At 46.9% G+C, this 11,196-nt stretch carries 10 protein-coding genes and 1 tRNA gene; 5 read left to right on the top strand and 6 right to left on the bottom strand.

The window, feature by feature from the left end:
* Window positions 1-184: hypothetical protein (locus DXT99_RS27395; RefSeq protein WP_220273428.1), on the top strand; the 184-nt coding region annotated here is incomplete at its 5' end.
* Between the two features lie 768 nt (window positions 185-952).
* Here the strand turns inward: DXT99_RS27395 and DXT99_RS21305 are convergent.
* The 4 genes from DXT99_RS21305 to DXT99_RS21290 are packed head-to-tail and all read right to left on the bottom strand — an operon-like array spanning window position 953 to window position 5,286.
* Entirely contained in the window at window positions 953-2,236 is a 1,284-nt protein-coding gene (locus DXT99_RS21305; protein ID WP_115567614.1) for an adenylosuccinate synthase, read from the bottom strand.
* Window positions 2,237-2,244: 8 nt separating this feature from the next.
* On the bottom strand, window positions 2,245-2,595 hold the full coding sequence (locus tag DXT99_RS21300) for an STAS domain-containing protein (protein ID WP_115567613.1): 351 nt from the start codon (window positions 2,593-2,595) through the stop codon (window positions 2,245-2,247).
* Window positions 2,567-3,067, bottom strand: a complete 501-nt coding sequence (locus tag DXT99_RS21295) for a Fur family transcriptional regulator (RefSeq protein WP_115567612.1) — start codon at window positions 3,065-3,067, stop codon at window positions 2,567-2,569. The genes DXT99_RS21300 and DXT99_RS21295 overlap by 29 nt, the downstream gene beginning before the upstream one ends.
* 23 nt (window positions 3,068-3,090) lie before the next feature.
* Window positions 3,091-5,286: a RelA/SpoT family protein gene (locus tag DXT99_RS21290; RefSeq protein ID WP_115567611.1), complete on the bottom strand. Its 2,196-nt coding sequence runs from the start codon at window positions 5,284-5,286 to the stop codon at window positions 3,091-3,093.
* A gap of 264 nt (window positions 5,287-5,550) precedes the next feature.
* On the opposite strand from DXT99_RS21290, the gene DXT99_RS21285 reads away from it, so the two are divergent.
* From DXT99_RS21285 to clpX, 4 genes are all read left to right on the top strand, one after another.
* Window positions 5,551-5,632, top strand: a tRNA-Leu gene (locus DXT99_RS21285).
* 240 nt (window positions 5,633-5,872) lie between these two features.
* Window positions 5,873-7,198 (top strand): trigger factor, encoded by a 1,326-nt coding sequence (gene tig, locus DXT99_RS21280; protein WP_115567610.1) that lies wholly within the window; start codon window positions 5,873-5,875, stop codon window positions 7,196-7,198.
* A gap of 86 nt (window positions 7,199-7,284) precedes the next feature.
* Complete coding sequence (locus DXT99_RS21275; RefSeq protein ID WP_115567609.1) at window positions 7,285-7,983, top strand: ClpP family protease; 699 nt, start codon at window positions 7,285-7,287, stop codon at window positions 7,981-7,983.
* Window positions 7,984-8,335: 352 nt separating this feature from the next.
* Window positions 8,336-9,559, top strand: a complete 1,224-nt coding sequence (gene clpX, locus DXT99_RS21270) for an ATP-dependent Clp protease ATP-binding subunit ClpX (protein WP_115567608.1) — start codon at window positions 8,336-8,338, stop codon at window positions 9,557-9,559.
* 151 nt (window positions 9,560-9,710) lie between these two features.
* Here the strand turns inward: clpX and DXT99_RS27770 are convergent, their stop codons facing one another.
* Window positions 9,711-9,842, bottom strand: coding sequence for a hypothetical protein (locus tag DXT99_RS27770; protein ID WP_262511375.1), 132 nt, complete (start codon window positions 9,840-9,842; stop codon window positions 9,711-9,713).
* A gap of 143 nt (window positions 9,843-9,985) precedes the next feature.
* Entirely contained in the window at window positions 9,986-11,113 is a 1,128-nt protein-coding gene (lpxB, locus tag DXT99_RS21265) for a lipid-A-disaccharide synthase (protein ID WP_115567607.1), read from the bottom strand.
* Window positions 11,114-11,196 lie beyond the last annotated feature (83 nt).

Below are 11,196 nucleotides of genomic sequence, written 5' to 3'. Positions count from 1 at the left end.
ATTGACGCAGTTGATTTCTCAATCACCCGCGCGGATTACCTTAAATTTCTGTCTCAATCAATCTCTCAAAGAACGTAGTGAAAAGAACATCTTTCTTTTCCTTGTGGCAGTACAACTGCCGGTGTTTCTCTCTTGTTTCCCGCAAGGCCTATCACCTTGTTTCTGGAAGCGGATGCAAAGGTAAGAACTTTTTCTCAATCCGCAATGGAAAAGAAGATTTATTTTCCCGCCTCTTTTTCCTTCTCAATCTCCCGGCCTCCTTCTGAAGCGGGTTGCAAAGGTACGAAACACTTTCCTTTCCGCAATACCCGAAGAGAAGTTTTTTCTTTCTGCCTTCTTTAGTTCGTGGAGCCTGTGTTAGCAGCCCTCTCACTGACCGCCTCCTTCCGAAACGGGATGCAAAGGTAAGAAGCTTTTCTGGCTTTGCAAGCAGTGAGGACAACTTTTTTTTCTCTGCGCCTTCACTCCCACTCTCTCTTTCCCGTCCCTGCCGAACGGGGATGCAAAAGTAGGAATTTCTTATTAATCCGCAAGCACTGCCTGGTGAATTTAGCACCAGACTATCACAAGTACCTGAGGCTTTGAGGGAAAATATTTATATAGATTTCAGGCTTAATCAACCTGCTGCCTTTCCTTATCTCTTTAGGCACTGGCGCTGATACTGTATATCAAGAGACAATGCCGGCGTATGCTTTAGTTTCTTTATTGTTTTAACTTCAGTATTGTTTTAACTTCAGTGTCCGCGGCATGGGCACTGGAGGATAACACCCTCACAGGCTTTTGAAATACCACTTATCAAGAGATTTCTGTTAGGTCTTTCTTTAACCCTACCTCCGTGTCGGAAGAATTTTATACACTCTTTCTGCCTATAATGTTACACTTCACCAGAAAAAAATAAGGTCCAGGCAACATTGCCTGGACCTTATTTTACATGCTAATCGCTTTCTGCGCCTTAAGCTGTTACTGCGTCACGCTTCAGAGTACTTTTTCTATCCGGGCCAACTGATACTATCGTAATCGGCACCTGCAGGTGTTCTTCCAGGAAAGTCAGGTAATTCTTGAATGGCTCAGGTAGCTCTTCTACAGAATCAATCTTATTCAGATCCACTTTCCAGCCTGGCAGCTCTTCGTAAACCGGCTCCAGTTTTACTGTATCTAAATTGTGCGGCACCTGATCTGTTACTTCTCCTGACTCCAGTTTATAATGCGTGCAGACTTTTATCGTCTCAAATTCTGTCAGCACGTCTGCTTTCATCATGTTCAACTGCGTTACGCCATTCAACATGATAGAGTACTTCAGGCTTGGCAGATCTACCCAACCACAACGGCGTGGACGACCAGTGGTGGAACCGAACTCCCGTCCAGCCTGACGAATCTCCTCCCCTACCTCATCTAACAACTCTGTTGGGAAAGGACCGCTGCCTACGCGGGTACAATAAGCTTTGAATATGCCGTATACGTCGCCGATATGCCGTGGCGCCACACCTAAACCGGTGCAGGCACCTGCCACCAGTGTAGTCGAGGAAGTCACAAACGGGTATGTGCCAAAATCAACATCCAGCAAAGCTCCCTGAGCTCCTTCCGCTAAGATTTTCTTTCCGTCCCGGATGGCATTGTTGATCATATATTCAGAATCTACCAGTTGTAGCGTACGCAGGTAATCTACAGCCTCAAAGAAAGCCTTTTCCTGTTCTCCAACTTCAAGCTCCTCTCCATAGAATTTCACAATGCTGCGGTGGCGCTCTAACAGTCTGTTATAATCCTCCTGGAAATCATCTGAAAGAATATCTCCTACCCTCAAACCTACACGCCCGATTTTATCCTGATAAGTAGGGCCTATACCTTTTAATGTAGAGCCAATCTTACCGCTACCTAAAGCTTCTTCTGATACCCTGTCCAGTACTCTGTGAGATGGCAGGATAAGGGATGCCTTTTTAGAGATAAACAGGTTTTTCGCTGCGTCTACGCCTCTGTCGGTTAGCTTCTGCATTTCGGTGCGGAACACGATAGGGTCCAGCACCACCCCATTACCGATGATATTCTGAATATGCGGATGGAAGATACCGGAAGGAATCTGGTGCAGCACGTGCTTTGTACCTTCAAACTCTAATGTATGCCCTGCATTCGGACCGCCCTGGAAACGGGCTACGATGTCATAGGTCGGGGCCAGTACGTCAACGATTTTTCCTTTTCCTTCGTCGCCCCACTGCAGACCTATTAATATATCAACTGCCATTTAAGTATTTAATAAATTGATTCTTTTAAGAATTGCGCCGCAAAGTTATCATTTTCTGCGATAGTGAAAATCGCATTTAGCTTTGTCACGATTAAAAGCTTGCGGATGTGGTCGGATGGTTTGATGAGCACGAGCTCGCCGCCACGGTTTCGGAACTTAGTGAGCAGCGATACCAATACGCCCATACCACTGCTGTCCATGAAGCGCACATTGGAAAGATCGATGGCGCAAAGCAGCGACACAAGCGGTTTCCCGCCATCTATGTCGTCAATCATGCGCTGCGTATCCGGGCCGGCTATCAGGTCTCCTTCCAGCCTAACGAATAAGATGTCATCTTTGAGCTCTGTCTGATACTTCATGTTGCTTTTCCTCTGTCGCTTTTTTGGCGCGGCAATCGCCGCAGATACCGTATAGGTTAAGGGAATGATGCAAGATATGAAAATTTAGCAGGTCCCCTACCATGGTCTGTATATTATGGATACGCGGATCGCAGAACTCCACCACCTTGTGGCAATCCGTGCAAATTACATGGTCGTGCTGCCGGAAACCGTATGATTTCTCGTACTGCGCCAGGTTACGGCCAAACTGGTGCTTGCTCACCAGGTCGTTCTCCACCAGCAGGTCCAGTGTATTGTATACGGTGGCGCGGCTGACGCGGTAATTCTTGTTTTTCATGCTGATGTAGAGCGATTCCACATCAAAATGCCCGTCGCGGGAGTAGATTTCTTCTAAGATAGCATAGCGCTCTGGCGTTTTACGCAGGCCTTTGCTTTCTAAATATGCCGTGAAGATTTTTTTTACTTCTTCGAACTTTACTGTATTTAATGCCATATCTGTTTTAATAATAGCCTCACTTAATCGAAACGCTCAACGGTGAGCACTCCGTTCACTTTGCCCATGCGCTGCATCAGCATATCGAGGTGGCCGGTATCGTTTACGAAAACCATAATGTTCCCCTCAAAAATCCCATCATTGGAGTCGATGGTGATGGAGCGCATGTTTACTTTTAAGCTGGTGGAGATAACCTTTGTCAGGTCGTTTACCAGGCCCACCCGGTCTGTACCCTTGATACGGATACCCGCCAGGAAAGCAAGTTCCTTCTGGTCTGTCCACTTCGCCTTGATAATGCGGTTACCATAATTAGACATCAGTTCGATGCCCCGATTACAGTTTGTACGGTGAATTTCGATGCCTCCGTCTTCGGTCTGGAAACCAAACACATCGTCGCCCGGTATCGGGTTGCAGCATTTGGCCGCAGTATAATTTTCCATGTTCGCGGTATTCTCCCCAATCACTAACATGTCGGAATTGATACCCCTGATCTTCTGCACCTCCTTATCAAAAGACTTCGGCTCCAGCATAGAAGCCCCCTTCTCGGCAGTAGCCGTAAAAATAACTTCTTTGATACTCTTTATATCTATAAACCCAGTGGCAACTCTATAGTATAAATCCTGCACCGAAGGCACGTTAAAGTAAGCCTGCAGTTTATTGATATTGTTTTGTGTGGCTGCTATCTCCAGTTGCTCCAGGCGGTTCTCCAGCATCACCCTGCCCAGTTCTGCCTTGCTTTTGCGCTCTTCGCGCAAGGCTTCCTTAATCCGGGAACGTGCTTTGGAAGTAACGGCATACTGCAGCCACTCCTCGTTGGGCTTCTGCTTTTGCGAGGTCAGGATCTCTACCTGGTCACCGTTCTTCAGCTTATAACTCAGCGGCACCAGCTTCTGGTTTACCTTAGCGCCCAGGCACTGCAAGCCAATGTCCGTGTGAATCTCAAAAGCAAAATCAAGCGCTGTTGCCTTATCCGGAAGTATAATCAGTTCTCCCTTCGGTGTAAACACAAACACCTCCTCCACAAACAGGTTCTTGCGGAACTCATCCATGAACTCGAGAGCGTCGGAGTTATTCGCTTCCAGCATATCACGCACCTTGTTAATCCACATCTCAAGGCCTGACTCACCGGAGGCGACACCCTCTGTTTTATACTTCCAGTGGGCAGCATAGCCTCTCTCGGCAATTTCATCCATTCGCTTGGTCCGAATCTGCACCTCTACCCATTGCCCCGACCTACTCATCACCGTGGTATGCAACGACTCGTAGCCATTTGCCTTCGGTGTGTTCACCCAGTCGCGCAGGCGGTCAGGGTTCGGCTGGTAAAAGTCTGTTATAATAGAGTACACCTGCCAGCAGGCTGCCTTCTCGTTTTCTAAAGGCACATCTAAAATTATGCGGATAGCAAAGAGGTCGTAAATCTCATCAAAGGTGATGTTCTGCTTCTTTATCTTCTTCAGGATAGAGTAGATAGACTTCGGCCTGCCCTTGATCATGAACTTAAACCCATACTTGCGCAACTCCTCCTCTATGGGGTGCAAAAAGTCTTTTATAAACTTGTTGCGGGCACTGCGCGTCTGCCGGATTTTATTTGAGATGTCCTTATAAGTATCGGTGTCGGTATACTTGAGGTACAGGTCCTCCAGTTCCATTTTAAAGGTATACAAACCAAGGCGGTGCGCCAGCGGGGCGTACAGGTACATGGTTTCGGATGCAATTTTGAGCTGCTTGTGGCGGGGCATGCTGTCGAGGGTACGCATGTTGTGCAGGCGGTCAGCCAGTTTGATGAGTATCACCCGCACATCGTCGCTCAGCGTGAGCAGCATTTTACGGAAGTTCTCCGCCTGCTGTGAGGTACCGTAGTCGAACACACCTGAAATCTTGGTAAGCCCTTCTATGATCTTGGCCACACTCGGACCAAACTCCCGTTCCACATCCGAAATCTCCATCTCGGTGTCCTCCACCACATCGTGCAGCAGCGCCGCCACAATGGAGGTGGTACCTAACCCGATTTCCTCAACCGCGATCTGTGCCACCGCCAGGGGGTGTAAAATATAAGGCTCCCCGGATTTACGGCGCATGCCACCATGCGCTTCCAGCGAAGTATTAAAAGCTTTCTTTATGATCTTGGCATCGTTGTCCTTCAGGAAAGGCTTGGCGTACCGAAGTAATCTTCTATAATGTCTTAAGATCTCCTTGCGTTCTGCTTCTGGATCGTTCATGTTAAAAAGTCTGGGAACAAATAAGTTGATACCCTAAAAAGAGCACACTTACCTCCTGTATTTTATTTATACAATACTGTAGCTGCTTTATAGGTTCAAATATAGCTGAATATAAAATGCAACCAATAACCTGCTGCAGCAAAGGCCCCGGAGTGATCCGGGGATACGTAAGTTAAAAAATATTTAAGAAAATTTTATGCCAGGTATTGCATTTAAAAAATCAGGTAGTAACTTTGCACCACTATTACAAACAAGCACAATCAAGCGGATGTGGCGAAATTGGTAGACGCACTAGACTTAGGATCTAGCGCTGCGAGGCATGGGGGTTCGAGTCCCTCCATCCGCACAAAACTCAAACCCTCAACAGCCATGTTGGGGGTTTGTTTTTAGAGCTTGTTTGGGTTTTATTTTTGCAGGCGAGAATGGTTCAGGCAAGGTTCTGCGGAAGCGTTTTTGGAGTCACATAGCAGCGCTACGTGGCGAGAAAAAGGCGAACGCAGGTTCTTGCTTAAACCGTTCGTAGCTTAAAATATAAAGCCCATACAAGCTCTTGGTAGATATTTCAAAAAATTAAAACTTATAAGCCTTGAATATTACATTAAACCAAACCGACAGCACCAACGCACAACTGAAGGTGGTACTGGAAGAGGCCGACTACGCTCCGAAGGTAGACCAGCAGGTAAAAGAATACAGCAAGAAAGCTCAGATAAAGGGCTTCAGACCTGGTAAAGTGCCTGCAGGGCTTGTAAAGAAAATGTATGGCAAGAGCATCCTGGTAGAGCAAATCAACAAGACGCTACAAGAAGAGATCTCCAAATACATCCGTGAAAACGATGTAAAGCTGCTAGGTGAGCCGCTTCCGGAGCCAAGCCAGGAGCAAATTGACTGGGATACGCAGAAAGAGTTTGAGTTTAACTATGCGGTAGGCCTGCTTCCTGACTTTAACCTTCCGCTGGATAAAAGCGTAGAGGGTTACACCATTGAAGTAGACGAGAAGACACTTGACGAAGCATATACCAACCTGAAGCGCCAGTTCGGCAAAACAGTCAACCCTGAAACATCTGAGCAAGGCGATTTTATCTCCGGCGAGTTAAAAGCTGTAGAAGGTGAGTTTCTGTCTAAAACACTTATCCCTACAAACCGTGTGGTAGAAGGACAGGAGCAGTTTGTAGGTGTGAAGGAAGGTGATGTAATCCGCTTCGACATCCGTAAGACTTTCGGCGACGACGATTCGGCACTGGCACACGTAACAGGCCTGAGCAAGGATGAGGTGGCTGACCTGAATGGCGAGTTTGAGTTTACAGTAGATAAAATCAACCGTACGGAGGAGGCCGAGTTAAACCAAGAACTTTTTGACAAGCTTTTCGGTAAAGACGAAGTAACAACAGAAGAGGCCTATCACGAAAAGATCCGCGAGACCATCAAGGAGAACTACGAGCGTGAGGCTGACAACCTGTTGTATCGCAACATCATCGATACCCTGACAGATAACGTGGAGGTAGAACTACCAACTGAGTTTTTCAAGCGTTGGCTACTGGTAACAAACGAAGGCAAACTAACACAGGAGCAGATAGAAGAGAACTTCGACAAGTACCTGCGTGAGCTGAAGTGGTCGATGATTAAAAACAAGGTGGTAGAGGAGAACGAACTGAAAGTAAGCAACGAAGAAGTAGTGAACGCTACAAAGGAAAAGATGCTTGCCCAGTTTAACATGCCAGAGATACCTGAGGAACTGGTGGAGAGCATGAACAACTATGCAAACCAGTACCTGCAGCAGGATAACGGCCGTAACTACATTCAGGAGTACGAGCAATTGCTGGCTGAGAAGGTGCTCGCTAAACTTAAAGAGCAGGTAACTGTTGTAGAGAAGACAATTACCGCAGAGGACTTCAAAAACAATTCGTTTGAATAACCGAACGAAAAAACTATATTAGCAAAAAGGTCCTTTTTTTAGAGGACCTTTTTCATTTTTGAATAAACCGTAAACCTAAACAAGATATGTTTAACAAAGACGAGTTCCGGAAATTTGCCGTAAAAGGCCAGGGCATGAGCGGCCTGGGCGTAGACCAATACATTAACCACGTGGAGGGCAAAGCCATGCATACCATCGAAAGCATGACACGCTCCGTGATTGAGGAACGCCCTACTAACTTCCGTGAGATTGACGTATTCTCCCGTCTGATCATGGACCGCATCATTTTCCTCGGCACACAGGTAGATGACTTCATTGCCAACATTATTACAGCGCAGCTGCTGTTCCTGGAGTCAGCAGACGCGAAGAAAGACATCCTGTTGTACATCAACAGCCCGGGTGGCTCGGTATATGCCGGCTTGGGTATATATGACACCATGCAATATGTGAACCCGGATGTGGCTACTATCTGCACAGGCCTGGCTGCCTCTATGGGAGCTGTATTGCTGGCCGGTGGTGCCGCCAACAAGCGCTCTGCCCTGCCGCATTCCCGTGTTATGATTCACCAGCCAATGGGTGGTGCCCAGGGACAGGCTTCTGACATCGAGATTACAGCCCGCGAAATTATGAAGCTGAAGAAAGAGCTTTATGAGATCCTGGCATCCCACTCTGGTAAATCTTACCAGGAAGTGTATGACAACTCTGACCGCGACTACTGGATGAAAGCAGACGAAGCAAAAGAGTATGGTTTGATTGACGAAGTATTAGTGCGCAAGAAAGCATAAGTACTATCCCAATTTAAAATTGAACAGAACCCACTTCGGAAACCGGAGTGGGTTTTTCTTTTCCTCTCTTACCTTGCTATATGCAGGCTTTCCCACTCCTTTTCTTATTAAAATCTCATAATATTAAAATAATTATCAACATGAAAATGTGGATATATACCACACATAAGAAATTGATAATAAGGTATTTACCTAATAATATAAAAATATACATCTTAAAATCTATGAAGGTATTTTAATGCTTTCGTAACATTTATGATAAAAAAATTGTGCCCGTATAAATTTTCAATTTTGTACCTTTGCTACAGGCCTTGACATTCAAGGTTGGATTAAAGTGAATCAACTGGTTCTTATGGCAGAAATTACTTGCTCATTTTGCGGCAAAAACAAGAAAGATGTATCGGTGATGATATCTGGTATCAACGCGCACATTTGCGACCGTTGTATCGGACAGGCACAGCAGATCCTGAACGAGGAGAATAAAATACGCGCTAACAGCCGTACTCCAAAGTTCAACCTGATGAAGCCGAAGGAAATGAAGGGATATCTTGACCAGTTTGTCGTGGGGCAGGATGAGGCGAAGAAGGTGATGTCGGTGGCTGTTTACAACCACTACAAGCGCCTGATGCAACCTACCGAGAACCAGGATGTAGTGATTGAGAAATCGAACATCATTATGGTGGGCGAAACAGGCACAGGTAAAACCTACCTGGCGCGTATGATGGCCGGAATCCTGCAGGTGCCTTTCTGTATTGCTGATGCCACCGTACTGACAGAAGCCGGTTATGTGGGCGAAGACGTGGAAAGCATCCTGACGCGCCTGCTGCAAGCCGCTGACTATAATGTAGAGGCTGCCGAGCGTGGTATTGTGTACATAGATGAGATTGATAAAATAGCCCGCAAGAGCGATAACCCGTCCATTACCCGCGACGTAAGCGGCGAGGGAGTACAGCAGGCGCTACTGAAACTCCTGGAAGGAACCCATGTAAACGTGCCGCCGCAAGGAGGCCGTAAGCACCCGGAGCAGAAAATGATCTCCGTGAACACGGAGAACATCCTGTTTATTTGCGGAGGTGCCTTTGTCGGCATCGACAGACTGATTAAAACCCGCCTGAACACCCGCCCTATCGGCTTCTCAAAATCGAAGCAGGATGAGGCCGAAGACAACGAAAATTTCCTGAAGTACCTTACAGCGCAGGACCTTAAGAGCTTTGGCCTGATACCAGAACTCATCGGACGCCTGCCGGTGCTCACGCACCTGGACCCGCTAGACAAAGAAACGCTACGCCTGATACTGATTGAGCCTAAGAACTCTATCGTGAAGCAGTACAAGCGCTTGTTCGAAATGGAGGATATTATTCTCAGCTTTGACGACAGCGCATTGGAGTATATTGTGGAGAAAGCAGCGGAATACAAGCTTGGTGCCCGTGGCCTGCGCTCTATCTGCGAAGGCATCATGACGGATGCCATGTTCGAACTGCCCTCAGAAGAAGGCACAAAAGAACTGATGATTACAGGAAAGTACGCCCGCGAGAAATTTGAAAAATCGACCCTGAAGCAATTAAAAGTAGCGTAAACCGATAGGCCAGCGCCTGCATTCAGCAAACGAACAAAATCTATAGAACGAGAAGAGGTAGCCTGTTACGGGCTACCTCTTCTCGTTTGTAATTAACCTGTCTTGCTACTGTAAAAAGCAGGAAAGGCCAGGTCCACAATCAAATCTTTACTCAGGCACGGGGTTTGGGTATGTATGAGTCATCGTCCAGCAGGTTATTATCATCAACCGAGGAGGCAGTGGTAATCAGCAAGACAGCAATCGCAATACCGGTAAGCCCTAAGGCAATCATGATAGATTTCATAGTTATTCATGTTTATGTAGTGGAACATTAGCGGCTTTAAAAGCTACTAATATCCTATACGGTTCCCTACTGGTAACGAGTTGTATGAGCTCTTGCTGACTGAGTATATGAAATTCTTATTGTGACACCTGATACCGGTTTACTTACCCCGGCTGTTGCTCCGCCTGCAGGTACTGTACCATCAGCTGTGCTGCCCGCTCTGCTGTTCTGAAATCACCAATTTTCTGGCGCACCAGGGCGTACCCCTCTTCCTGCTTTTTGATGAAGTGTTTGTCGAACAGCACGTTCTTGAGCTCGGCGATGATCTTTTTCGGCGTGAAGTCGTCCTGTATCAGTTCGGTGACAACAGGCTTGTCTGCAATCAGGTTAACCAGCGAGATGTAGGGCACTTTGATCACCATCTTGGCGATGGAGTAAGAAATAGCGCTGGTGCGGTAGCAAACCACCTGTGGCACGCCAAAAAGCGCTGTTTCCAAGGTAGCCGTACCCGAAGTTACCAATGCCGCCTGCGCATGTGCAAGCAGATCATAGGTTTGGTCGTAAATAACCTTGATGTTAGAATCTTTATTGTATTGCTCGTAGTAGGCCTTAGAAAAGTTTGAAACGCCTGCCACCACAAACTGATAATCCCGGAAAGACGGCAGCACGCTCAGCATAACATGCAACATGCCCTCTATTTCCTGTTTGCGGCTACCTGGCAATATGGCAATGATAGGCTTGTTGTTGTAAAGCCTGTTTCTGGTTCTGAAATCCGGCGTACGCACATGGTCTGTTACGGAGTCATTTACCGGGTTGCCCACATAATCTACTTTGTAGTCGAAACGGGCGTAAAAGTCCTCCTCAAAGGGCATGATCACGAACATGCGGTCTACCACCTTTTTGATTTTATGCACGCGGCCCTGGTTCCAAGCCCAGATTTTAGGGGATATATAATAATATACCTTCAGCCCCCGTGCTCTGGCAAACTTGGCAATGCGCATGTTAAAGCCAGCATAATCCACCAGTATCACCACATCAGGTTGGTAAGCTTTTATGTCGGCTTTACACTCTCGCAGAAAACCCAGGATCTTAGGCAGGCTCTTCAATACCTCCGCAAAGCCCATAAAGGCCATTTCCTGGTAGTGATGCACGAGCTCCATACCAGCTTGCTGCATCATATCGCCGCCCCAGCCTCTTATCTGCGCCTCCGGGTCTTGTTTCCGTAGTTGCCTGATGAGGTTAGACGCATGTAAATCACCGGAGCGCTCCCCGGCTATAATATAATATTTCATGCAGTTTGTTTCTGTTAAGGCTCCCGTACAAATGCAGGAAGGATAGCAGGTAGGTTATCTATAACACTGCCTGCTTCAGAGTT

It is taken from the genome of Pontibacter diazotrophicus (assembly GCF_003367245.1).
Taxonomy (GTDB): domain Bacteria; phylum Bacteroidota; class Bacteroidia; order Cytophagales; family Hymenobacteraceae; genus Pontibacter; species Pontibacter diazotrophicus.
This window is presented reverse-complemented; position numbering and strand designations above follow the sequence as displayed.

Excerpts from the sequence above, each read along its gene's own strand:
- DXT99_RS21295 (WP_115567612.1), bottom strand. The coding sequence starts at position 3,067 with ATGGCATTAAATACAGTAAAGTTCGAAGAAGTAAAAAAAATCTTCACG.
- DXT99_RS21290 (WP_115567611.1), bottom strand. The coding sequence starts at position 5,286 with ATGAACGATCCAGAAGCAGAACGCAAGGAGATCTTAAGACATTATAGA.
- clpX (WP_115567608.1), top strand. The coding sequence starts at position 8,336 with ATGGCAGAAATTACTTGCTCATTTTGCGGCAAAAACAAGAAAGATGTA.
- DXT99_RS21275 (WP_115567609.1), top strand. The coding sequence starts at position 7,285 with ATGTTTAACAAAGACGAGTTCCGGAAATTTGCCGTAAAAGGCCAGGGC.
- lpxB (WP_115567607.1), bottom strand. The coding sequence starts at position 11,113 with ATGAAATATTATATTATAGCCGGGGAGCGCTCCGGTGATTTACATGCG.
- DXT99_RS21300 (WP_115567613.1), bottom strand. The coding sequence starts at position 2,595 with ATGAAGTATCAGACAGAGCTCAAAGATGACATCTTATTCGTTAGGCTG.
- DXT99_RS27770 (WP_262511375.1), bottom strand. The coding sequence starts at position 9,842 with ATGAAATCTATCATGATTGCCTTAGGGCTTACCGGTATTGCGATTGCT.
- DXT99_RS21305 (WP_115567614.1), bottom strand. The coding sequence starts at position 2,236 with ATGGCAGTTGATATATTAATAGGTCTGCAGTGGGGCGACGAAGGAAAA.